At 46.4% G+C, this 22,051-nt stretch carries 22 protein-coding genes and 2 pseudogenes; 22 read left to right on the forward strand and 2 right to left on the reverse strand.

The features are described from left to right. The first annotated feature begins 102 nt into the window (after positions 1-102). Positions 103-1,290 carry a GTP-binding protein gene (locus ACYCS5_RS25705; RefSeq protein ID WP_459760311.1) on the forward strand — a complete coding sequence of 396 codons (1,188 nt, stop codon included), beginning with the start codon at positions 103-105 and terminating at the stop codon, positions 1,288-1,290. Positions 1,291-1,295: 5 nt separating this feature from the next. On the opposite strand, the gene ACYCS5_RS25710 is transcribed toward ACYCS5_RS25705, so the two are convergent. After that, on the reverse strand, positions 1,296-2,201 hold the full coding sequence (locus ACYCS5_RS25710; protein ID WP_430024091.1) for a LysR family transcriptional regulator: 906 nt from the start codon (positions 2,199-2,201) through the stop codon (positions 1,296-1,298). Positions 2,202-2,288: 87 nt separating this feature from the next. Here ACYCS5_RS25710 and ACYCS5_RS25715 point away from each other — a divergent pair, with 87 nt between their 5' ends. From ACYCS5_RS25715 to ACYCS5_RS25735, 5 genes are all read left to right on the forward strand, one after another. After that, the gene (locus tag ACYCS5_RS25715; protein ID WP_013310063.1) at positions 2,289-2,618 is read left to right on the forward strand and encodes an antibiotic biosynthesis monooxygenase family protein; all 330 of its coding nucleotides are present in this window, start codon (positions 2,289-2,291) and stop codon (positions 2,616-2,618) included. A 78-nt stretch (positions 2,619-2,696) separates the two neighbouring features. Then, on the forward strand, positions 2,697-3,716 hold the full coding sequence (locus ACYCS5_RS25720) for an ATP-binding cassette domain-containing protein (protein WP_430024092.1): 1,020 nt from the start codon (positions 2,697-2,699) through the stop codon (positions 3,714-3,716). After that, positions 3,713-4,528, forward strand: a complete 816-nt coding sequence (locus ACYCS5_RS25725; protein ID WP_459760312.1) for an ABC transporter permease — start codon at positions 3,713-3,715, stop codon at positions 4,526-4,528. The genes ACYCS5_RS25720 and ACYCS5_RS25725 overlap by 4 nt, the downstream gene beginning before the upstream one ends. A 62-nt stretch (positions 4,529-4,590) precedes the next feature. Further along, a complete protein-coding gene (locus tag ACYCS5_RS25730) occupies positions 4,591-5,265 on the forward strand; it encodes a response regulator transcription factor (protein ID WP_430024094.1) in 675 nt (224 codons plus the stop codon). Next, positions 5,262-6,386: a sensor histidine kinase gene (locus tag ACYCS5_RS25735; RefSeq protein WP_459760313.1), complete on the forward strand. Its 1,125-nt coding sequence runs from the start codon at positions 5,262-5,264 to the stop codon at positions 6,384-6,386. The genes ACYCS5_RS25730 and ACYCS5_RS25735 overlap by 4 nt, the downstream gene beginning before the upstream one ends. An 87-nt stretch (positions 6,387-6,473) precedes the next feature. On the opposite strand, the gene ACYCS5_RS25740 is transcribed toward ACYCS5_RS25735, so the two are convergent. Further along, a complete protein-coding gene (locus tag ACYCS5_RS25740; RefSeq protein WP_459760314.1) occupies positions 6,474-7,343 on the reverse strand; it encodes a DUF421 domain-containing protein in 870 nt (289 codons plus the stop codon). Positions 7,344-7,615: 272 nt separating this feature from the next. Here ACYCS5_RS25740 and ACYCS5_RS25745 point away from each other — a divergent pair, with 272 nt between their 5' ends. The 16 genes and pseudogenes from ACYCS5_RS25745 to opp4C all read left to right on the forward strand — a co-directional run bounded on the left by ACYCS5_RS25745 (position 7,616) and on the right by opp4C (position 22,041). Then, positions 7,616-7,885 (forward strand): glutaredoxin family protein, encoded by a 270-nt coding sequence (locus ACYCS5_RS25745; RefSeq protein ID WP_029519113.1) that lies wholly within the window; start codon positions 7,616-7,618, stop codon positions 7,883-7,885. Between the two features lie 29 nt (positions 7,886-7,914). Beyond that, positions 7,915-9,255: an LLM class flavin-dependent oxidoreductase gene (locus ACYCS5_RS25750; protein WP_340885187.1), complete on the forward strand. Its 1,341-nt coding sequence runs from the start codon at positions 7,915-7,917 to the stop codon at positions 9,253-9,255. A gap of 17 nt (positions 9,256-9,272) precedes the next feature. Further along, complete coding sequence (gene ssuE / locus ACYCS5_RS25755; protein WP_340885189.1) at positions 9,273-9,803, forward strand: NADPH-dependent FMN reductase; 531 nt, start codon at positions 9,273-9,275, stop codon at positions 9,801-9,803. A 111-nt stretch (positions 9,804-9,914) separates the two neighbouring features. Further along, on the forward strand, positions 9,915-10,805 hold the full coding sequence (locus tag ACYCS5_RS25760) for a LysR family transcriptional regulator (protein WP_340885192.1): 891 nt from the start codon (positions 9,915-9,917) through the stop codon (positions 10,803-10,805). Between the two features lie 160 nt (positions 10,806-10,965). Then, positions 10,966-11,817 (forward strand): transporter substrate-binding domain-containing protein, encoded by an 852-nt coding sequence (locus ACYCS5_RS25765; protein WP_029519118.1) that lies wholly within the window; start codon positions 10,966-10,968, stop codon positions 11,815-11,817. A 76-nt stretch (positions 11,818-11,893) separates the two neighbouring features. Next, entirely contained in the window at positions 11,894-12,673 is a 780-nt protein-coding gene (locus ACYCS5_RS25770) for an amino acid ABC transporter permease (RefSeq protein WP_029519119.1), read from the forward strand. Beyond that, complete coding sequence (locus tag ACYCS5_RS25775) at positions 12,670-13,380, forward strand: amino acid ABC transporter permease (RefSeq protein ID WP_029519120.1); 711 nt, start codon at positions 12,670-12,672, stop codon at positions 13,378-13,380. The genes ACYCS5_RS25770 and ACYCS5_RS25775 overlap by 4 nt, the downstream gene beginning before the upstream one ends. Further along, positions 13,377-14,129 carry an amino acid ABC transporter ATP-binding protein gene (locus ACYCS5_RS25780; RefSeq protein ID WP_029519121.1) on the forward strand — a complete coding sequence of 251 codons (753 nt, stop codon included), beginning with the start codon at positions 13,377-13,379 and terminating at the stop codon, positions 14,127-14,129. The genes ACYCS5_RS25775 and ACYCS5_RS25780 overlap by 4 nt, the downstream gene beginning before the upstream one ends. Positions 14,130-14,144: 15 nt before the next feature. Continuing rightward, on the forward strand, positions 14,145-15,161 hold the full coding sequence (locus ACYCS5_RS25785; protein WP_165147282.1) for an LLM class flavin-dependent oxidoreductase: 1,017 nt from the start codon (positions 14,145-14,147) through the stop codon (positions 15,159-15,161). Between the two features lie 56 nt (positions 15,162-15,217). Beyond that, on the forward strand, positions 15,218-16,375 hold the full coding sequence (locus ACYCS5_RS25790; protein WP_459760315.1) for an amidohydrolase: 1,158 nt from the start codon (positions 15,218-15,220) through the stop codon (positions 16,373-16,375). Beyond that, positions 16,375-16,481, forward strand: a pseudogene (locus ACYCS5_RS25795) (dockerin); the annotation flags it as partial. The gene ACYCS5_RS25790 and the pseudogene ACYCS5_RS25795, both read left to right, overlap by 1 nt. A gap of 196 nt (positions 16,482-16,677) precedes the next feature. Further along, positions 16,678-16,929, forward strand: a pseudogene (locus ACYCS5_RS25800) (discoidin domain-containing protein); the annotation flags it as partial. Positions 16,930-17,179: 250 nt separating this feature from the next. Further along, positions 17,180-18,115: an ArsR family transcriptional regulator gene (locus tag ACYCS5_RS25805; protein ID WP_029519125.1), complete on the forward strand. Its 936-nt coding sequence runs from the start codon at positions 17,180-17,182 to the stop codon at positions 18,113-18,115. Between the two features lie 198 nt (positions 18,116-18,313). After that, the gene (locus ACYCS5_RS25810; protein ID WP_342428838.1) at positions 18,314-20,038 is read left to right on the forward strand and encodes an ABC transporter substrate-binding protein; all 1,725 of its coding nucleotides are present in this window, start codon (positions 18,314-18,316) and stop codon (positions 20,036-20,038) included. A gap of 107 nt (positions 20,039-20,145) precedes the next feature. After that, the gene (locus ACYCS5_RS25815; protein WP_165147273.1) at positions 20,146-21,099 is read left to right on the forward strand and encodes an ABC transporter permease; all 954 of its coding nucleotides are present in this window, start codon (positions 20,146-20,148) and stop codon (positions 21,097-21,099) included. 15 nt (positions 21,100-21,114) lie between these two features. Then, positions 21,115-22,041, forward strand: a complete 927-nt coding sequence (opp4C, locus tag ACYCS5_RS25820) for an oligopeptide ABC transporter permease (RefSeq protein ID WP_459760316.1) — start codon at positions 21,115-21,117, stop codon at positions 22,039-22,041. The last annotated feature ends 10 nt before the right edge of the window (positions 22,042-22,051 follow it).

Here is a 22,051-nt window from a genome sequence, read left to right on the forward strand (position 1 = left end):
GACAAGGCAAAAGGGATGCTGTATATTACTGAAAGTTGATGTTTAATAGTAATCATTACGATTTAAAGAATGAAAAACTAATATTCAAGGGAGGGTACCAGCATGAATAAGAAACCAATACCGGTAACCGTGTTGAGCGGATATTTGGGTGCAGGAAAAACAACGATTTTGAATCATGTATTAAACAATCGGGACGGAATGAAAGTAGCAGTCATCGTCAATGACATGAGTGAAGTGAATATAGATGCCGAGCTGGTTAAAAAAGAGGGCGGCTTGTCCAGAACAGAAGAAAAACTGGTCGAGTTGTCTAATGGTTGTATTTGCTGCACATTGCGTGAAGATTTATTACTGGAGGTCAAGAAGCTGACGGAGCAAGGCGAGTTTGATTATATTTTAATCGAGTCTACAGGCATCAGTGAGCCCGTGCCAATCGCTCAAACCTTTACGTACGCCGATGAAGGAACTGGCATTGATTTGGCATCGCTGGCAAAACTGGATTGCATGGTGACCGTAGTCGATGCGAACCGTTTCTGGCATGATTTTGAATCAGGAGAAACGTTACTGGATCGCAGGCAGGCTACTGGTGAAGACGACACGCGTGATATCTCGGACTTGCTCATAGACCAGATTGAAACCTGTGATGTATTGATTCTGAATAAGTGCGATCTGGTTCAGTCTGCTGAGCTGGATAAGCTGGAGGGTGTGCTGCGGAGATTACAGCCTGAAGCCCGAATCATTCGTACTTCCAAGGGAAAGGTCGCTCCTTCGGACATTTTGAATACAGGGCTGTTCAATTTTGACAAGGCTAGTCAATCCGCTGGATGGATTCGGGAGCTGGAGCTTGAAAGCCATACACCGGAAACGGACGAATATGGGATTCATTCCTTTGTATATCGCCGTAGAAGACCATTTCATCCTGCGAGATTGGCTGAATTTATGAACTACTGGCCGCAGGAAGTCGTTCGCGCCAAAGGTTTGGCCTGGATTGCAACCCCGCAGGATTGGGCAGCGAGTATTAGTCAGGCAGGACCATCTATTCAATTTGGCCCTGCGGGAAGCTGGCTTGCTGCATTATCCGAAGAAGAACGGCAGGAGATCGTTGCAGCTGACCCTGAGGCTCTGGACCAATGGGATGAACAATGGGGCGATCGCATGAACGAAATCGTCATGATCGGTATCGGAATGAATCGACCGGACTTGGAAGAAGAGCTAGATGAATGTCTGCTGAACGATAATGAAATGGATATGGACTGGTCCAGTTTTGAGAATCCGCTTCCTTGGCCGACATGATGAAGCTAGTTGATCCATTCAGTAATAAAGTCCATGCATTTTTTAGCTGCTGGAGAAACACTTTTTAAGGAAGCGGTAGCGATACCGATAGTACGGGAATGCCTTTCATCCAAAGGTCGAATAGAGATGTCGTAAGGAATGTGAGACAGGATCATTTCAGGAAGAATACTCACGCCTAGGCCATTCTGCACCATAGCCATAATCGCATGGTCATCTTCTAATTCATATTTGATTTTAGGTGACATATTATGCTGTGAAAAAATATTCCTTACATCGGTGTCACAGCCTGCAACAGGCATAATAAAAGGCTCATCTCTGAGCTGTTCTACTCGAATGGAGGCTTGCTTTCCTAGAATATGATCGGAAGGGAGTAGACAAAGCATGCTTTCTTCTTTTAAAGGCAACGCCTCTAATGCGTCTAACGTGGGTAGGTTCACAAAGCCGAAATCAGCCTCTCCACTGACTATCCAGCTCTCAATTTCATGGTAGTTCCCATCGAGCAGTTTTATTTCAATAAGAGGAAACTGCTCATTGAATTTTTTTAGAATACGGGGCAGCCAATGAATAGAGACGCTTGAAAATGTGCCGATCTTTACGGTTCCGATTTCCAATCCTTTAATTAGAGCTACCTCTTGGTAGAGCTTTTCGTCCATTTGTACGATCTCTCTAAATTGCTTCATCAATCTTTCTCCGTTATTGGTCAATCTGATGCCTGAACGACCTCGGATCAGAAGAGTCAACCCTAGCTCATGTTCCAATCCAGAGATCGCATGGCTGATTGCTGATTGTGTAAGATTTAAAACTTCCCCGGCCTTTGTGAAACTTCCCATTTCAACTACACAAAGAAAAATCTTATATTTAAACAAATTCGTGTTCACTCCTATTTTTAATGAAATATATTCATGTATCATATCAGATATATTCATTTTTTTTATTTAATATTTATGATTATAATCAAATGAAAGAAAGGTTATATATTTTTGTTTTAGGAGGAACATATGAACTCAATTGCTAAAACTCCTCGGCCACCCTATTATGCGGCTATCTTTACTTCTGAACGTACGGAAGGAGATGGCGGATACGGAGTGATGGGAGACAAAATGGTGGAACTGGCTGCCGAGCAGCCTGGTTTTCTAGGTGTGGAAAGTGTTCGTGATCACAATGGAGTAGGCATCACAGTTTCCTATTGGGAGTCTCTAGACGCTATAAAAAATTGGAAACATAACGAGCTGCACAAGGTAGCGCAGGAAAAAGGGAAATCCGAGTGGTATAAAACATTTGGTTTAAGAGTGAGCAAGGTAGAACGAGATTATTTTTTTACAGTGTAAATAGGTTCAATATCTTTCTATTCATATTCAGTTCATAAACGTGGGTTATCCTCGCTATAGAAACCTTATAGGGAGGATATGAATGTGGATTATACAGACAAAAAAGAGACCTTGGCCATTGAAGCAAGGGGACTCGTTAAAACTTTTGGTGATAAGCATGCGGTTGACGGTGTCGATTTGAATGTCCGTGCTGGCACGATCTACGGTGTGCTCGGCCCTAATGGAGCAGGTAAGACGACTACCATCCGAATGCTGTCAACGTTATTGCGACCTGATGGTGGATCAGCGCGTATCTTCGGACACGATGTAGTAAAGGAGCCGCAGGTTGTGCGTCAATTGATCGGGGTAACAGGCCAATACGCATCGGTCGATGAGTCGCTTAGCGCTACTGAGAACCTGATCATCTTCTCTAGACTGCTTGGACTGGGACGTGCCGAGGCGCGTCATAAGGCAGCGGAGCTGTTGGAGGAATTTGGCTTGGCCGAAGCAGCCAAGCGACCGTTAAAAAATTTTTCGGGAGGCATGCGCCGCCGACTGGACTTGGCCGCCAGTCTCATTGCTAAGCCGCCGCTGATCTTCCTGGATGAGCCGACTACCGGACTAGACCCGCGCACGCGTGTCCAGATGTGGGACACGATCCGGCGTCTGGTCAAGACCGGTTCCACCGTACTGCTCACTACTCAGTACCTCGACGAGGCGGATCAACTTGCTGACCGAATCGCGGTGATCGATCATGGCCGGGTAGTCGCTGAGGGTACGGTGGATGAACTGAAAGCGGCAGTGGGGGCGTCGACTCTGCAACTCAAAGTGCAAAATCAACAGGACATTGAGAGAGCTGTTCAGATCGTTGAACAGGTGCTTTCAGTCAAGTCCAGCGTGTCAGTGGAAGTTGGAAAGATTATTTCTCCGATGGCCAATGCAGATCGGGTAACGGACCTGCTGATTGCCCTCCGTACTGGAGAGATTCGTCTAGCAGAAATGAGTGTGCAAAAGCCGACGCTTGACGAGGTGTTTTTGTCCATCACTGGTCATGGGGCACAAGTGAACGAGCAGCAGACGTCCCAAGGAGCGCATGCTGGGGAGGGGGCGAGAGCATGAAGAGCACTACGGTTATGACAGGTTTTGATCGCACATTGAAGAAGTCTGTGAGTTTCAGACAGGCGTTCTTCAATTCCATGACGATGGCCTACCGGGGCATTCTAAAGATCCGGCATACTCCCGAGCAATTGTTTGATGTCACGCTCCAGCCGATCATTTTCACACTTATGTTTACCTATATCTTTGGTGGCGCCATCTCAGGAGACGTGCAGCATTATTTGCCGGTTATTATTCCAGGCATCCTCGTGCAGACTGTGATCTCGACCTCCGTCGTTACCGGCGTCCAACTACGTGAGGATATGGACAAAGGAGTGTTCGACAGGTTCAAGTCACTCCCAATCGCACGTATTGCGCCTTTGGCTGGAGCTCTGCTAGCTGACAGTATCCGGTATACTATTGCGACTGTACTTACCTTCGCCATGGGGTATATTTTGGGGTATCGGCCAGAGGGAGGACTGCTGAGTGTTGCTATCGCCGCGCTTTTGGTCATCGTATGTTCCTGGGCAGTCAGCTGGATTTTCGCCTTCTTTGGCGTGATTGCCCGCACTGCTTCCAGTGTACAGGGCATCTCCATGATTGTTCTGTTTCCGCTCACTTTTGTTTCCAACGCATTTGTGCCTGTGGACACAATGCCTGGTTGGCTACAGTGGTTTGTGAACGTCAACCCGATTTCACATCTTGTGAACGCAGTCAGGGAGCTTGCGAATACGGGAATGATTGGCGGGGAACTGGCGATCTCCCTGCTTGGCGCTACAGTCATTGTGGCGATCTTCGCGCCGCTTACGGTGCGTGCATATATGCGTAAAGCATAAGATGGCAGTCTTCTTGACGAGGATGAGAGATTTAAGGCAGAACTAGTTAGGGGGAGATTGAAATGGCGCGTGTATTGGTCGTTGATGATGATCCGCATATTCGCGAACTGGTCGGACACTTTTTGAGGATGGAAGGTCTGGAGGTAGTCGAGGCGGTGGATGGGTTGGACGCGATGCGCATTTTTGATCAAATCAAGGTCGATTTACTTGTTCTTGATATCATGATGCCGGGAATGGATGGTTGGGAGTTGTGTCGTAAGCTGAGAGAGCAAACCGACCTGCCGCTGCTTATGCTTACAGCTAAAGGCGAGACGACACAGATCGTGAAAGGTTTCGCGCTCGGAACGGACGACTATCTTGTCAAGCCATTCGACCCCATGGTGCTTGTTGCACGTGTGAAGGCTTTATTAAAACGCTATCGTATCATGGTTTCCAAATCAGTGACTGTCGGAGATCTTGTCCTGCGGAGTGATACATTTGAATGCCGGGCTGGGCAAGAGGAGATTACCCTGCCGCGCAAGGAATTTGAGCTGCTCTTCAAGCTGGCCAGCTATCCTGGCAAAACCTTTACCCGCGACCAGTTGATCGAACAGATCTGGGGTTACGATTACGAGGGAGACGAAAGAACGGTTGATGTCCATATCAAACGCCTTCGGGAACGGTTTCCGGAGGCAAGCCACTCCTTCCGGATCAGTACGATCCGAGGATTGGGTTATCGGCTGGAGGTAAGGCAATGAAACGAGAACCGGGATTCCTCCATATCCTTGCGAGACTCATGCTGGTGTTATTGGTGCTGTATCTCAGCTGGACTGCCGCGTTCTTTATTATGGAGGCGATCTATTCGCACATGTCATGGGCTCCCCATGGTTTGTTCGTCTTTCTTATGAATACGACGCTTGGCTTTTTCTTCTTCGTTATTATCAGTATGACGGTAAGGCGCTTCTTCCAGCCTAGAGAACAGCACGCTTTTACCGAAATGATCGATGCTTTAAAACGTATTTCGCAAGGAGACTTTCACATTAATCTGAATTGGGATCTCGGCGGGAGGAACGGAAAACATCGGAGGCCGCATCCTTATGTACAGTTGGTGGACAGTATCAATGATATGGCTGCAAATCTGAAGGCTATGGAAAAGCTGCGGGAGGAGTTCATTTCAAACGTATCCCATGAAATTGGCTCACCGCTGACCTCGATAATCGGATTCGCCAAGGCGCTCAAGGACGAGAATCTGGATCGTGAACAGCGAGACCGGTATTTGACGATCATCGAGACGGAGTGTATTCGTCTATCCAAGCTAAGCGATAATCTCATGAAGCTGGCGATTCTGGATTCGGAGCGGCATCCGTTTCGTCCGTCCCTTTATCGGCTGGACAAGCAGCTAATTTCGCTTATTCTCGCCTGCGAACCGCAATGGGAGGCTAAAAAAATCGAGATGACTGTTGAGGTGGATATCGTTGAGATTAACGCGGACGAGGATCTGATGGGCCAGGTTTGGGTAAATCTCCTTCACAATGCCATTAAATTTACACCACAGGGTGGAAGCATATCTGTTTCTCTTTCAAGTAACGGTGAACAGGCGGTTATCCGCATTGCGGATACGGGGCAGGGCATCAACGAACAGGATCAGCAGCGGATTTTTGAACGATTTTATAAAGCAGACCAGTCACGGGCTCGATCCGCAGGTGGCAGCGGCTTGGGACTGTCCATTGCCTATAAAATAACAGAGATGCATACCGGCTCTATCTCTGTATCCAGCAAGGTGGGAGAAGGAACGGTATTTACGGTTATGCTGCCGCTGCGCCGGCAAGGAATGAAAGGCAGCAACAACTGTGAAATGTACACCGGCACAGTAATATAAAAAGGAGCGCCTTCAAAGCCATAAACGGCTGAAGGACGCTCCTTTTTAGTTCCCATACTTATACTCTTATGGCATATGCGTATGCGCTCAGGACTTAGATGTATTTACCGGCTGCATCTCCTGTATAGCTTCTTTCAAGCTTTGTGAGCATTGCTCATACAGCTGTTTTCTTTGTTGCTCACTGGAACCAGATGCGAGTTTTTGCAATTCCGTTGTGCATTGTTCCAGCAAAGTCAGCACGGCTTGATTCGAATCCTGCACCTTGCTTAGCTGTACATTATCGCTGTATGGGTCAATATATAGCTCCCCTTGCGTGCCCACCTGCGCGAAAAACACATCTTTGACCGTCAGGCTCTTTTCCTTTAGCTTGGCATCCAGCCATTGTTGAGTAATCCCCATATATGCCATTTGTTGCTCCATAAGTTGTCCATCCATAATGACTGCTGTGGGTTCCTTCTCCGGTAGCTGAAACATATTCAAATCTTTAAGCGTCACAGGCTGCTTGTCTTTGGTTAACAGCACATTGACTTCGCCACTGGTTTCCATGAGAGCAAATTCTACATCAGATACTTTGAATACATTCTTGCTTCGTAGCTGCTCCATGAGTTCATCCAGGGTGAGCCGTTCCTTTCTCAGACTATCCTCTAAAATTTTGCCGTCTTTGATCAGGATTGTTGTCCTTCCATCTGTTATATCTCTGATTTTCTTGCTTTTAATTTGCAAATATTCAATGCCAAGTGTTGTCAGTACCCATACTGACAAGGCTATGAGGCCTAGATACCAGGTGGATTCACGCTCCATAGGAATGGTAGCAGCCAGGTTACCTATCGTGATTCCTGTTATATATTCGAACAAGGAAAGCTGGGATACCTGACGTTTTCCAAGAATTTTGGTGATTAAAAATAATATAGCGACAGCCATTAATGTGCGTATAGCAACCTCGGCCCAATCCTGCATTTACTCAACCCCATTTCATTTCGCCACAAGGGCGCTACTATTCCAAGGATATCCGCGTCAAGGCACATTTAAACTCCAATTCCCCTAAATTTAAATAACTGAGCTACCAATAAACCGATTAAATACGATATAAGATTAAAATTTTCTATCGTTGAATTAGCAATGTCTATTACACAAGCGATTGACGGAAAAGGGTCGGCAGGATACATTATAAATATAATCCTTATTTAATTCATCGGAATTATAAACATTAAGCTCACGGAGGTATGTATATGTCGTCCAAACCTAAAGTTGTATTGTGGAGCAAAACCGGCTGTCATTTTTGTGGAGAGATCAAATCGTACCTGGAATCCCAAAATCAGCCGTATGAAAATATCCAAGTGGACGGAAATGATGCGCTGCGTGACGTGCTGGAAACCAAATATGGTGTTCGTTATGTTCCTGTCGTCGAAGTAGGCGGGGATAACAAATATGAAGCCCTGCTCAACCCGGATCTGGAAGAGTTGGGTAAAGTGCTGGAAAGTTACAATCAAGTGGTATAACAATCATGTTCAAGAGAGGTGGAAGAGTTATGGCTAAGAATAAACAAATTAAATTTGGTGCGATTATTCACGGCGTTGGGGGAAGCATGACGACTTGGCGTCACCCTGAAGTACCTGCGGACGCGAGTGTTAACTTTGAATTTTATAAAACGCAGGCGCAAAAGGCAGAGGAAGGAAAGTTCGACCTCGTATTTATCGCAGATGGCCTGTTCATTAACGAAAAATCCATTCCTCACTTTCTGAACCGTTTTGAGCCAATTACGATTTTGTCTGCTTTGGCTGGAGTGACGAAGCATATCGGACTGGTTGGCACATTGTCGACTTCCTATAGCGAACCGTTCACGGTAGCACGCCAGTTTTCTTCCATTGATCATATTAGCGGAGGTCGTGCAGGCTGGAATGTGGTGACTTCCCCGCTGGAAGGCTCTGCCCTTAACTTTAGCAAAGGCGAGCACCCGTCGCATCCGCAGCGCTATAAAATTGCAGAGGAATATTTACAGGTTACGAAAGGATTGTGGGACTCGTGGGAAGCGGATGCGTTTGTTCGTGATAAGGAAGCTGGAGTATTTTTTGATCCTGAAAAGCTGCATACATTGAACCACAAAGGTGAGTTTTTCTCTGTGCAGGGTCCGCTGAACATTGGACGATCCAAGCAGGGACAGCCGGTTATTTTCCAGGCAGGTTCCTCGGAGGATGGCAAAAACCTGGCCGCCAAGGAAGCGGATGCTGTATTTACAGGACATGAAACGTTAGAGGAAGCGCAGCAGTTTTATCATGATGTGAAAGAACGTGCGGTACGCTATGGTAGATCCGAAGCGGATATTGTCATTTTGCCAGGCATATCGCCGATTATTGGCAATACAACGGAGGAAGCGGAACGTAAGTATGAAGAGATCACTAATCTGGTGACGATTGAGGCTGCGCTAAAATATTTGGGACGTTTCTTCGATCATCATGATTTCTCACAATATCCGCTGGATGAGCCATTCCCTGAGCTTGATGGTATTGGCAGCAATGCGTTCCGCAGCGGTACAGATAAAATCAAACGAGTAGCCAAGGAACAAAACTTGACCTTACGCGAGGTTGCGTTGCGTTCAGCTACGCCGAAAACCTCTTTTATCGGAACCGCTGAGCAGGTGGCGGATCGAGTGCAGGAGTGGTTTGATAGAAAAGGAGCAGACGGATTCATTATTGGTTCTGATGTACCATCGGGTCTGCATGACTTCGTAAATCTGGTTGTGCCTATTTTGCAGGAACGCGGTGTGTACCGTCAGGATTATGAATTTAGCACACTGCGTGAAAACTTGGGCGTGCCTATACCTGAGAACCGCTACACAGCGGCCAGATCTAAAGTGAAGGTTGACGCATAACAGAAGGAGGAAAAAATATGTCCAAGGTTGTCATCCTATCAGGCAGTCCGTCTACACAATCCCGTTTATACGGCTTGATTCACTATACAACGGAGCAGTTGCAGCAGGCTGGAGCGGAGGTCAAACTGCTGAATGTGGTCGACTTGCCAGCGGAGGATCTAGTCACAGCTAACTTTAACAGCCCTGATATCACAGCATCACTTGCGCTGATTGCAGCAGCGGATGCCGTCATTGTGGCTTCTCCAGTCTATAAGGCGTCCTATTCAGGACTATTGAAAATCTTTCTGGATTTGGTTCCGCAGGAGGGACTAAGAGGGAAACCTGTCTTGCCTTTATTTATCGGAGGCACACTGGCTCACCTGCTGGTCATTGACTATGCATTGAAGCCGGTTATCAATGCACTGGGCGGAAGACATATTCTTGGCGGGGTGTATGCAGTGGATCAGTGGGTCGAACGTCTGCCGGATGGACTATACGGGTTGTCCGAAGAATTGGTTGCACGGTTGGAACGTTCTGTTAAAGAATTAAATGAGCTATTAAAATTATAGATATTTTTTTCAATATGTCCATTGACAGGTCGTTCAGTGAGTTTTATGATACAAAAAAACCGAGTTAATATATTGGATAAGTGTATATAAAACTTACTGGGGGACTTGCGTATGAATATCGAGAATATGGAAGCCTTTGTATACGTGAATCATTATGGGAGCTTTAATAAGGCGGCAGAAGCCTTGTTCTTGTCCCAGCCCTCTGTTACAGCCCGGATTCAGACGCTAGAGCGCGAGCTAGAATGCAAGCTGTTCGACCGTCAAAGCAAGCAAACGGTTCTGACGGAGGATGGACGAAAGTTTCTTCCTTATGCGGAGCAGATGCTTCAGGTGCTGCAAAAAGGGAAGCAAAAGCTCCAACAGCGTAAGAAAGCCCCTCAACAAATTCGAATTGGCTGCACGATATCGGTGTCGAACTACATTATTCCAGAGATATTAAAGCAGCTTGGTGCCCGTTATCCAGAGGTTAACTACAAAATTGTGACGGCAACGACGGATCAACTGCTACATAAACTGTTGAACCGTGAGGTAGACATTAGTTTTGTCCGTAAAGTGATGCATCCGGCTATCCGTACGCTTGCTTTTTATGAAGATCCGATTTCCCTGTATGTATACGACGGCCATCCGTTTATGAAGACAGGAAAGGCCAGCATACAGGATATTCAACGTGAAACACTGGTGTTTTTTGAATGCGGATCACTAGATTGGATGAGAATTCATCACGCTTTTGAATCACTGGAGCAGCCACCAGACATTGCTTTTCAGGTAGACAATGTGGTCACGGCCAAAAAGCTGGTATTGGAAGAAGCGGGTATTGCCTTCTTGCCGGATGTCTGTGTAAACCGTGAAGTGAAAGATCAGAAACTGTTCCGTATCCATGTTCCAGAGGTAGCTGGGGTGTCGATGCAGATTAGCATAATTGCGACCAAAGAAGACTGTGCAGTGACCTCGGATTTTGCAGATGCACTGACAGAGGGCTTCCGGGGTGCTGTTTTGTTATAGAAAAGTTCTATAGCTTGGTGGATTGACATATAGATTTCCAGGTGTTAAATTAATCACATCCTAAAACCAATTAAGTTTATAGGAATTATTGATTATTATATACTGTAGCTACTATGTATGTCGCAAACTGCTGATATACAAAGAGATGAGGGGGATTCATATGAAAAAGTGGTTTGCAATATTGTCTGTTATGGCAATCATCCTGGTGTTGGCAGGCTGCGGTTCCTCAGATAACGCGTCTAGCGCGTCAGGTTCAAGCGGAGACGTGAAGAAAATTATCGTAGGCACAGGTACTCAATTCAAAAATGTATGTTTTATTGACGAAAACGGAAATTTAACAGGTTTTGATGTGGAGCTGATTAAGGAGCTGGACAAGCGCCTGCCTCAATACGAGTTTGAATTCAAAACGATGGACTTTGGAAATTTGCTGCTAAGTCTCGATGCCGGCAAGATTGATCTGGTATCGCATCAAATGGAAAAAAACCCGGAGCGCGAAGCCAAGTATCTGTTCAACAAAAATCCATATAGCATTTTTCTGAACAGAGTCGCTGTAGCGAAGGATAACAATACCATTCATTCCATTGATGATTTGAAAGGGAAAAAGGTACTTACCAGCCCAACCAGTAATGCGGCGTATGTGCTAAAAGAATATAACAAAAACCATGGAGATGCCCTGAATATCGTTTATACGAGTGGTGCGGCCAATGATACGGTGCAACAAATTACGAGTGGCCGTATAGATGCTACCGTTACGACAGACTTTGCGAACCGTTTTAACACCGATGAAAAAGGAGAAGTAGCTCTGAAAACCGTTGGTGATCCTTTGACTCAATCGGATGTACTGTATGTACTGAATAAAAATGAGCAAGGATTGGCGGATGACCTGGACAAAGCCATTCAGGAAGTGAAGGACGACGGTACGCTGTCGAAGCTGAGCATTAAATGGCTTGGAGAGGATTTCACGAAGTCTCTGGAAGATGTGAAAAAGGAAGGTAACAGCAGTAAAAAGTAAGGATAGACTTGGACATTTCAGCGGTCAGGGTACTCTATGTATTCTGACCGCTGATGTATAGAAAGGAGGCAGGCATATGAGCAGAGAGTTCAATATTGACTATGTTTTTAGCTTTATCCCGAAAATGCTGTCTTACTTACACATCACCTTGTTTATTGTAGCAAGCTCGCTTGTATTGGGGCTTATCATTGGTCTGTTGGTTGCGCTGCCTCGCATGTATAACATTCCATTTCTCAAACGTGTTTCTCAGGTGTATGTTTCCTTTTTTCGCGGAACACCTATTCTAATCCAATTGTTTCTGGTGTATTACGGCCTGCCAGAGCTACTAAAGCTGGTAGATATCAATTCCTCCAGATGGGATGTGCTGTGGTTTGCTGTAGCGACCTACGCACTCAATAGTGGAGCCTTTATTTCCGAAATTATCAGGTCAGGAGTAGAGGCAGTAGACCGAGGACAAATCGAGGCTGCACAGTCCGTCGGCATGTCAGGCTATCAGACCTTTACACGTATCATAATGCCGCAAGCGCTGGCTGTGGTGATTCCGATATTTTCCAATCTGGTGATTGGCAATCTGAAGGATACCTCGCTGGCATTTACAATCGGAGCGATGGAGATGACAGGGAAATCACAGACATTAGGGTCGGCTACCCAGCATTTTGTTGAAACCTACATCGCGTTATCCCTTATTTATCTGGTCATCAGTCTGATTTTACAAAAATTGTTCAGGGTGCTGGAAAATACGCTTCTCCGGCATGAGCATCGGGATGAAGTGCAGAAAGAACCCGAAAAACGAAAAAGTTTTGTGGTGCGCTACCTGAGAAGTCCTCGTCTGAGTAAAGGAGGTAAAGGCATATGAGTCTGGATTTTGGATTTATATATACTGCCTTTTTAGGGTTGTTCTCCGCGTTGCCCAACACCTTAATGATTACGGTGGTTTCTGTACTGGCAGGGTTGGTCATCGGTATGATAACGGCGCTGGCGCGAATCTATAAGGTTCCTGTGTTGTCCCAGGTTTCCCACGGTTACGTTACCTTTATCCGTGGCACACCGATGCTGATGCATTTGCTGCTTATTTATTTCAGTTTGCCTTTGTTAATTGATGCGGGAGCGAAGCATTTCGGCTGGCCGCTGCAATCCAAAGATGTTCCTTATATGGTATTTGCACTCATTTCGTTTTCCATTACCAGTGGCGCGTATATGTCTGAGGTCGTCCGTTCTGGAATTCAATCGGTCAACAAGGGGCAGATCGAGGCGGCTTATGCTGTCGGGATGACGACGTGGCAAGTGCTGAGACGGATTGTATTTCCGCAGGCATTCGTGGTGAGTTTGCCAAATCTGACGAATTCCGTTATTGGGATGCTTCATGGCTCTACCTTGGCTTTCACGGTTTCTGTCACAGAAATCCAGGCACAGGCTGAAATTCTGGCATCTACCAACTGGAAATATTTGGAGGTATATATCGCAGCTGCACTGCTATTTTGGGGCTTGACGGTATTGATCGAGCGAATATCTGGGTTGGTGGAGAAAAAAATCAATGTGTTTAATGGAGGTCGAGCATCATGATCCGTCTGCAAAATATTACGAAGTCGTTCGGCAAACATGAAGTGCTTAAAGGCATTGATTTGACCGTGAACAAAGGCGAGGTCGTCGTTATTTTAGGCCCGAGCGGTTCAGGAAAAACGACTCTGCTACGCTGCATTAATTATCTGGAAAAGCCGAATGATGGGGAAGTCAGCATTGGAGATTTTACAGTGAACTGCAAGCGACCTGCGAAGAAGGATGTTTTGGCTCTACGCCAAAAGACGGCTATGGTTTTCCAGCAATACAATTTGTTCAAGCATAAAACAGCACTGGAAAATGTCATGGAAGGACTTGTCGTTGTCCGCAAGGTCAAGCAGGAGGAAGCGAAAAAAATTAGCATTGAAGTGCTGGAAAAGGTCGGTCTGGGTGAAAAGCTAAATCATTATCCAAGCCAGCTATCCGGCGGGCAGCAGCAGCGTGTCGGCATAGCGCGTGCTTTGGCGCTGAACCCGGAAGTGATTTTGTTCGATGAGCCGACTTCGGCGCTGGACCCTGAACTGGTGGGTGAGGTGTTGTCGGTGATCCGCAAGATTGCGAAGGAAGGCATTACGATGATTGTCGTTACACATGAAATGGGCTTTGCGCGCGATGTTTCAAATCATGTGGTATTTATGGATGGCGGTCATATTATCGAGGAAGGCACACCGGACGACATTTTTAACCACCCCAAAGAGGAACGTACCCAACAATTCCTGAAACGGATTACACCGGAATATAACTATTCAATTTAGACGGGAGAGGGAGACATGAGTATTAAAATCGGAGTATTGGATCAAAGCCCTATACACGAGGGGGAAACGGCAGCGCAGGCCCTTCGTAATACGATTAAGCTAGCACAGCGTGTAGAGGAATTGGGTTTTACGCGCTTCTGGGTATCAGAGCATCACGATTCCGAGCAGGTTGCGGGCTCTTCGCCAGAGGTACTCATTTCCCACTTGCTGGCACGCACTGAGCGTATTAAAGTCGGTTCTGGTGGAGTGATGCTTCAGCATTACAGCCCTTATAAAGTAGCCGAAAACTTTAATGTGCTGTCCTCTCTTGCACCGGGTCGCGTAGATTTGGGAATCGGACGCGCACCGGGCGGGTTGCCGAAATCCACACAGGCGTTACAACGAAACGTTCATGATGCGCCTTCTCTCGAAGAAAAAATTGATGAAGTAAGTCGCTATATTCATAATATTCCGTCTGAAGAAGGACCGTTAGCCGGGTTACAGGCGAATCCGATTCCAGAAACACCGGCAGATATTTACGTTTTGGGTACAAGTACAGACAGTGCTGGAATTGCTGCGCGTTTGGGGTTGCCCTACGTTTTCTCGCAATTTATCAATAGTAATGAGCAGGTTGCATTGGACTCATTCCGTACGTATCGGGCGTCTTTCGATTATAGTTATGGACGTGAGCCGAAAGCTCTTTTTGCGCTTTCAGTCATCGTAGCGGACACTTCCGAGGAAGCTGCAGAGTTAGCAGGGGAGCACAAGCTGTACAAAATTCATCTGGCCAGTGGCAAGACGGCTACGGTGGGCACGTTGGAAAGTGCAGAAAAGTTTGGCAAGCAATCGGGTGAAGAATATACAATTGAAGCTACACAAGCGCAAATTAACAAAGGGAATAAAGACGAAATTTATGCTGTCCTGACGGAAATTCAAGCGAAGTATCAGGTCGATGAGCTGATCGTTACGACAGGAATAAGAGATATACACAAGCGCGTGCGCTCGTTCGAGTTGTTGCATGAAGCTTTTGCCGGATTGCCTGTGCAGTCCTAGAAATTGTTGGTCTGAGAGAATTGTAACTATTTTGGGTTCACGAAGGAGGAATAGGGATGAGTGGATCAACCGGAACGAAGGAGCAGGTTTTGGAGCAGCAACTGGTGGATATTCGCCGCCATCTGCATCGAAATCCCGAGCTATCTAACGAGGAGTTTGAAACTACCGCCTTTATCCGACGTCTGTTGGAAGAACAGAACATAACGATTCTGGATGTGCCGCTGCGTACCGGATTAGTAGCGGAAATTGGCGGACGGCAGGAGGGACCAACTGTCGCGCTTCGTGCAGACATTGATGCGTTGCCTATTCAGGAGGAGACGGGATTGCCTTATGCTTCGGTGCATCCGGGCAAGATGCATGCTTGTGGGCATGATTTTCATACCGCGTCCTTGTTAGGAGCAGCCATACTCCTGAAGCAGCGGGAGCAGGAGCTGAAAGGCACGGTTCGGCTGGTGTTCCAGCCAGCTGAGGAAAAGGCCAAAGGCGCTGCCCAAGTGCTGGACAGCGGTGCGTTGGCAGGGGTGCAGGCCATATTTGGCCTGCATAACAAGCCAGACCTGCCCGTAGGCACGGTCGGCATCAAAGAAGGTCCTCTAATGGCAGCGGCGGATGGTTTTTACATCGAGGTGGAGGGTCTGAGCACACATGCGGCAGTGCCGCATGCAGGGATTGACCCTATCGTGGTATCGTCACATATCATTACGGCGCTGCAATCCATTGTGAGTCGCAGCGTTAATCCGCTGGATAGTGCGGTCATTAGCGTCACCAAGCTGCACAGTGGCAATGCTTGGAACATCATTCCTGACCGCGCCCATTTGGACGGAACAATTCGCACATTTGACGAGAACGTTCGCGCCCAGGTGACTGAGCGCTTCGAGCAGGTCGTAAAAGGCGTTGCCGATGCTTTCAGCACGAAAGCAACCATCCGCTGGATCGAGGGTCCGCCACCTGTTCTGAATGACGGTAAGTTGGCCGCTATCGCGGAAGAGGCGGCGGAAGCGGTCGGTCTGGATGTCGTTCGTCCCATACCATCCTCGGCGAGCGAAGATTTTGGGTTTTATCAGAAGAACATCCCAGGTGTATTTGTCTTTGTCGGCACTGAGGGAAGCCAGGAATGGCATCATCCTGCCTTTGATTTGGACGAACGTGCGTTGCCGGGAACAGCGAAGCTACTGGCTTCACTGGCTGAATCAGCATTGATATCCATAGAGTAGAGCATGAGCCTAGCGGTGGTTTTCCTGTGCCAACTATTATGTGGGCCGGGAAATCTCCCAAAATAACAGAGTGGATACCTGGATGTTGCGTTATACCTGGAGCTAGGTTAAGAAGGATACCTCTCGTTTTCCTACCCGCTAAAAAATTACTAGAGTAGTGTGAAAAAGCTTATAAATAGAGCCGTTTATTCCAAAATCAAATTCTGCGATGGAATTGATTCAGTGAATAAACGGTTTTTTCATTTTGGCCTGAGACAGGTACACAATGGGTCGAATATGATTTTGATCAAGAATATACGGTATCCCAAACGGATGTCTATTGGTTTAAAGATGGCGGTGGCATTGATGTTCTTAAGTCTTACAAGATTAAGTATTGGAATGGTCGCAGCTGGTCCAATGTCAAGCAGGCTAATGGATTGGGTGCTTCGGCAGACCAGTATAATACAACTACTTTTACGCCTGTAAAAACAACGAAATTAAGAATTGAAATGGTATCCAAAGGTTCAGCATCCACAGGAATTTTAGAGTGGAAAGTAGCAGCTAACAAACTTTAAACATTATACTATTTGACCCAAGGTTGTCTCCTGCGATATTTGTGGGAGACAACCTTTTTGAATTCATAGCTGAACAGTTAAAGTCTGGTGAGATCAGGCTTTTTTTGCGCTTTGATTATAGCGCTTGTTTCCTTCATATTTGTGTCTGTGTTTTGCTAAATTCTCGTACGAATGGCTCACTAAGAATGAATGGGTGTACGATAGTATGTATAATGGACATCAGATATGATAGAAAAGAGGACAGAAAGCGATGAGTCACGACGTGAATGCTCCTTACGATGTACATGTAGCATATGGACCGGTGTTTGAGCTGCTCAGCAGCTTACACACCTTTATTTGCCGCAAGGCTTACAAGAAGACCGACTTATCAGCCGGATGGGCGGAGCAAGTGAGTGGAACGCTGTCTCCAGGTTTGTCCGAATTGCTGGAGTCCATGGAAATCAATGCAGATTGGAAGGTTATTTATGGACTTGTCTATATGCTTTCTGATCAGGGGGGCGTTGAAGAGGTCGTAGACCGTTTGGAAAGCCAGACTTTACAGGAATTAAAACAACAGGCATCAGCCTATGGGATTCCGCTGCCTGACGACATGGAGAAGCTTCGCAAACTTGCTTTGCAACTGCTATCTGGCTGGGACGAAGAGTATTTTCGCCATGTGGATATAAGTATTCTAAGCGGTCTGGAACAGGAAGCTGAACGAAGAAATAAGGAGAAGGGCGTTTATAGCTCTATGGAGTGGGTGGATCGTACCACTAATGGCTTCCGGTTCGAGCCTTCCGAGGGACTGACGCGCGTGTTGCTGGTGCCTCAATACCATTTTCAGCCGATAAATATTATTTATCGATTTGGGTCGCTCCTGTTATGCCATTACTCGGCAGGAATTTATGTTCAGGAGGAAGATTTTTTATCCCCACAGGAATATCGAATGATCCGAAGCTTGGGGGAGAAGAGCAGGCTTAGGATTTTAAAATATTTGTATCAAAGCCAGTCTCCACGAACCTTTATTGAGATTGTCCGTCATCTCAAGCTGTCCAAGGGAATCACGCACGACCATATTTTTAAGCTCCGGGCCTCCGGCTTCATTCATGCACATTTTGATGGAGAAACATTACTCGGATATAGCGCACGGCTTTCGGCTGTGGATGAAATGCATCGGAGCATTTTTGGCTATATGGAGCGAAATTAGGCTGCACGCACCCGTCAGACTTTAACACTTTAAACAAATAGACGTCGATCATTTGGAATCCAGATGAGTTGACGTCTTTTTTTTACATAAAAAATGTAGTTCTCCCTTTACAGAACCCCAATAAATTCCTATAATGAGGTTTATCTTCTTAATCACAACTTGTTCTATCGGAATTTAATAATTTAACTCGGGGGGATTATGTTGAAAAAGAGTATTATTTTACTTAGCAGTCTACTTCTGGCGAGCTCTATTTTGCTGGCGGCTTGCTCTAACGGTGGACCGGACAGCTCCAACAATGCTACTGCCCAAAATAATGGGGACACACAGACAGCTACTACAACGCAGCCATTAACAAGTTTGGTAAAGGCCTCTGATATGTCCAAATTGCCGGAAGTGTCCAAAAAGAGAAGCGACACGATTATTGTGGGTCTGACTGACCCAGCCGGGGTGTTTACTCCGTATTTTAACCAAAGCGGCTATGACGGCAACGTGATTTCGCAATTGTGGACTCCGCTGGTCACAGTAGACGAGAAGGGGCTTCCGCTGCCCAATCTGGCTAAGAGCTGGGATATTTCTAAAGATAATCTAACGTATACATTTCATCTGGTTCCCGGTACTAAATTCAGTGATGGCTCCCCTTTGACAGCAGAAGATGTCGCTTTTACTTGGACGTTGATCTATGACAAAGCCTATCCTGGCGACAGTCAAATCCGAAAGCTGAACATTAAAGGCGGCAACGCCTATACGGAAGGCAAGGCAAAACAAATTGCAGGAATCAAGGTAATTGATGCGCAGACCATTTCTGCGACGTTGGAAAAACCTAACGCGTTGGCTCTGCCGATTCTGGGTGAATATGTACTGTCCAAAGCCTACTACGGCAAGGATTATAAGTTTGGACAGCTGGATTATTTTAAGAATCTACATAGTAGTCCTCTGGGGAATGGGGCTTATAAGCTGGAAAAATTTATTCCGGGGCAAGAAGTTCGTCTGGAGGCGAATGATCACTTTTTCAAAGGCAAGCCGAAAACACAGCATTTCATTTACAAAACAGCAGAAGGCGATGCTTGGCAGTTTATTGAAACGGGCGATACCGACTTTGCATCCTTCACCGCAACTCAGGAAAATATTGACAAACTGAAAGGGCTTGGCTTTTTAAACATTTTGCCGTATACCCCTAGCACTTACGGATATTTGCAAGTAAATCTAGAAAATGAAAAGCTTAAGGATAAAAAGGTTCGTCAAGCATTGACCTATGGACTAGATCGGAAAAGTATTTATGTCGACGCAGCTCAGGGAGCAGGGGCGGTCGCAAACATTCCAGCTTCCCCAATATTCTGGTCTTACACGACCGATGGAATCAATCCATACAACTACGACCCGGAGCAAGCGAAAAAGCTGCTGGATGAAGCGGGTTGGGTGGAAGGTAGTGACGGTATCCGTGAGAAAAACGGTCAGAAGCTGACCATTCACCTGCTGACCTCTAAACGTCCAGAAACAGACACCTTTATTGCGCTTGCGGCTGAAAATTACAAAGCGATTGGTGTTGACCTTCAGCCGGAAATCTTTGCAGACTTTAATGCAATGGTAGCCAAAGTAGAAGGTAAAGATTATGATCTCGCCGCCTTCTCGACAGGCATGCTGACAGATCCATCGGATGGAATCGAGCAATTCGTCAATGGAGAAGTCAAGGGATATAACAATCCAAAGGTAAAAGAGCTATATGAAAAAGGCTTGTCTACGACGAATATGGAAGAACGCAAGAAAATATATAAAGAATTATATGTGCTGCTAAACGATGAACTGCCCGTTATTTTTACCAACTATAAGAAGACGGTGTATGCCTACAATGGTCGGATGGAACATGTAAAGGTCAGTCCGTTCATTGGCTTGTCTGGTAATTTGTTCGAATGGTCCCTTAAATAAGCCACATTTGCGGGCCCCTTGTGAAGAACATCAGGTTCGGATCAAGGGGCCTCCCAAATGGGGGAAACGTAATGAGTAGCCTGACCTTGAATTGAAAGGAGTCTGTCATGAGCTCGTTTTTAACGAAAAGACTGACGTATATGGTTATTATTTTGTTGGCCGCATCGATGATGATTTTTTTCCTGTATGCCATGACACCGGGAGATTTCATTAGCGGCAATCTGAAGCTGTCGCCAGAGAGAAAGGCGGAGCTGAGGGAAATTTACGGCCTCAATAAGCCTATTCTTGAACGCTATGGAAATTGGCTAGGCAATGCGCTGCATGGCAATTTTGGCTATTCGCTTGCCCAGCAGAAGCCGGTGCTGACCTTATTTAATGAATATATCTGGAACTCGTTTTTGCTGGCCGTTATATCGACCTTCCTGACCTGGTTTATCGCGGTCATTATTGGTGTGGTTGCTGCTTATAAGCAGTATTCATGGTTTGATACTTTGGTAATGATAGTGATTTTCGCTGCCATGTCTGTGCCCTCTTTTTTTATTGGGCTGTATCTGATTAAAATCGCAGCGGTTGACCTGAAGTGGTTGCCACCCGGTGGCATGCTCAATACGGGCAGTAACGCTACAGGTATGGAGTATGTGAAGGAGGTTCTCCAGCATATGACCTTGCCAGTGATCGTTATGACGCTGCTGGGACTGGGGTCGTTGACCCGCTACTTCCGTAGCAATATGATCGACGTGATCCAGCAGGATTATATACGCACAGCCCGTGCAAAGGGCTTAAAGGAAAGAAAGGTACTTTTTACGCACGCATTGAGAAATGCATTACTGCCTGCCATTACGCTCGTTGGCTTCGAATTACCTGCGCTGTTTGGCGGGTCCCTGATTATTGAAAAGATTTTTAATTGGCCGGGAATCGGTCAGTTGTACATGCAATCCTTTTCGCTCCGGGATTATCCGCTACTTATGGGCTTTACGATGCTAATTGCCATATTGAGCGTGATCGGGACACTGTTGTCCGATATTTTATATCGCATCGCGGACCCGCGTGTGAAAGTGTAAGAAGGGGGCTAAGGAATGTCATCCGTGAGCAGTAATTTGAGCAAGAGCAACGGCAGACTGCAAGCAACTGTTAAATCTTCAATGTGGCAGCAAGCGCTCCGGCAGCTGTTCAGAAACAAGCTTGCTATGGCTGGTCTGCTCGTCGTGGTATTTATGTTTTTGCTCTGTTTTATCGGCCCGTTATTTTCTCCTTATTCCGATAATAAAACAAATATATTAATGATGAACAAGGCGCCAAATATCCATCACTGGTTAGGAACAGACAAGCTGGGACGGGATGTGCTGACACGTGTGATGCAGGCAGGTCAAATTTCTCTTACCGTGGGTTTGGCTTCCATGGTATTGTCAGTCTTTTTGGGGGCTACGCTGGGGGTCATATCCGCATATTTTCGCGGGATTGCAGATCAGATTATTATGCGCGTTGCTGATTTGCTGCTGACAATTCCCAGTTTGCCCCTGCTATTTATTATGGGCGCGCTGCTATCTGACTGGAAGGTTCAACCCGATCAACGGATGTATATTGTCATGCTGATGCTTAGTCTGGTCAACTGGCCGGGGATTGCACGGATGGTGAGGGGCCAGATGCTTAGTTTGCGGGAACGTGAATTTATGCAAGCCGCGACGGTACTGGGACTCTCGAATCGTCGAAAGCTGTTCAAGCATCTGCTGCCGAATATTTTACCGTTGTTGATCGTTATCGCTACATTGAATATTGGCGGAGCTATCTTGAGTGAATCTGTACTCAGCTTCTTTGGTCTTGGCGTGCTACCCACGACACCAACTTGGGGCAATATGATTGATGCCGCTAACAATGTGCTGGATTTTCAGCAACGACCGTGGTTGTGGATACCGCCAGGACTGTCTATTTTTGCTACAGTCATCGCTATTAATATTTTTGGTGACGGGCTGCGGGATGTACTTGACCCGAAACATAAGAGGTAGGTGATCATAC

The organism is Paenibacillus sp. SEL3 (assembly GCF_054602585.1).

What these genes read in the sequence shown, in the direction of transcription:
- ACYCS5_RS25705 (WP_459760311.1), top strand. Translation starts at nt 103, where the DNA reads ATGAATAAGAAACCAATACCGGTAACCGTGTTGAGCGGATATTTGGGT.
- ACYCS5_RS25710 (WP_430024091.1), bottom strand. Translation starts at nt 2,201, where the DNA reads ATGATACATGAATATATTTCATTAAAAATAGGAGTGAACACGAATTTG.
- ACYCS5_RS25715 (WP_013310063.1), top strand. Translation starts at nt 2,289, where the DNA reads ATGAACTCAATTGCTAAAACTCCTCGGCCACCCTATTATGCGGCTATC.
- ACYCS5_RS25720 (WP_430024092.1), top strand. Translation starts at nt 2,697, where the DNA reads ATGAATGTGGATTATACAGACAAAAAAGAGACCTTGGCCATTGAAGCA.
- ACYCS5_RS25725 (WP_459760312.1), top strand. Translation starts at nt 3,713, where the DNA reads ATGAAGAGCACTACGGTTATGACAGGTTTTGATCGCACATTGAAGAAG.
- ACYCS5_RS25730 (WP_430024094.1), top strand. Translation starts at nt 4,591, where the DNA reads ATGGCGCGTGTATTGGTCGTTGATGATGATCCGCATATTCGCGAACTG.
- ACYCS5_RS25735 (WP_459760313.1), top strand. Translation starts at nt 5,262, where the DNA reads ATGAAACGAGAACCGGGATTCCTCCATATCCTTGCGAGACTCATGCTG.
- ACYCS5_RS25740 (WP_459760314.1), bottom strand. Translation starts at nt 7,343, where the DNA reads ATGCAGGATTGGGCCGAGGTTGCTATACGCACATTAATGGCTGTCGCT.
- ACYCS5_RS25745 (WP_029519113.1), top strand. Translation starts at nt 7,616, where the DNA reads ATGTCGTCCAAACCTAAAGTTGTATTGTGGAGCAAAACCGGCTGTCAT.
- ACYCS5_RS25750 (WP_340885187.1), top strand. Translation starts at nt 7,915, where the DNA reads ATGGCTAAGAATAAACAAATTAAATTTGGTGCGATTATTCACGGCGTT.
- ssuE (WP_340885189.1), top strand. Translation starts at nt 9,273, where the DNA reads ATGTCCAAGGTTGTCATCCTATCAGGCAGTCCGTCTACACAATCCCGT.
- ACYCS5_RS25760 (WP_340885192.1), top strand. Translation starts at nt 9,915, where the DNA reads ATGAATATCGAGAATATGGAAGCCTTTGTATACGTGAATCATTATGGG.
- ACYCS5_RS25765 (WP_029519118.1), top strand. Translation starts at nt 10,966, where the DNA reads ATGAAAAAGTGGTTTGCAATATTGTCTGTTATGGCAATCATCCTGGTG.
- ACYCS5_RS25770 (WP_029519119.1), top strand. Translation starts at nt 11,894, where the DNA reads ATGAGCAGAGAGTTCAATATTGACTATGTTTTTAGCTTTATCCCGAAA.
- ACYCS5_RS25775 (WP_029519120.1), top strand. Translation starts at nt 12,670, where the DNA reads ATGAGTCTGGATTTTGGATTTATATATACTGCCTTTTTAGGGTTGTTC.
- ACYCS5_RS25780 (WP_029519121.1), top strand. Translation starts at nt 13,377, where the DNA reads ATGATCCGTCTGCAAAATATTACGAAGTCGTTCGGCAAACATGAAGTG.
- ACYCS5_RS25785 (WP_165147282.1), top strand. Translation starts at nt 14,145, where the DNA reads ATGAGTATTAAAATCGGAGTATTGGATCAAAGCCCTATACACGAGGGG.
- ACYCS5_RS25790 (WP_459760315.1), top strand. Translation starts at nt 15,218, where the DNA reads ATGAGTGGATCAACCGGAACGAAGGAGCAGGTTTTGGAGCAGCAACTG.
- ACYCS5_RS25805 (WP_029519125.1), top strand. Translation starts at nt 17,180, where the DNA reads ATGAGTCACGACGTGAATGCTCCTTACGATGTACATGTAGCATATGGA.
- ACYCS5_RS25810 (WP_342428838.1), top strand. Translation starts at nt 18,314, where the DNA reads ATGTTGAAAAAGAGTATTATTTTACTTAGCAGTCTACTTCTGGCGAGC.
- ACYCS5_RS25815 (WP_165147273.1), top strand. Translation starts at nt 20,146, where the DNA reads ATGAGCTCGTTTTTAACGAAAAGACTGACGTATATGGTTATTATTTTG.
- opp4C (WP_459760316.1), top strand. Translation starts at nt 21,115, where the DNA reads ATGTCATCCGTGAGCAGTAATTTGAGCAAGAGCAACGGCAGACTGCAA.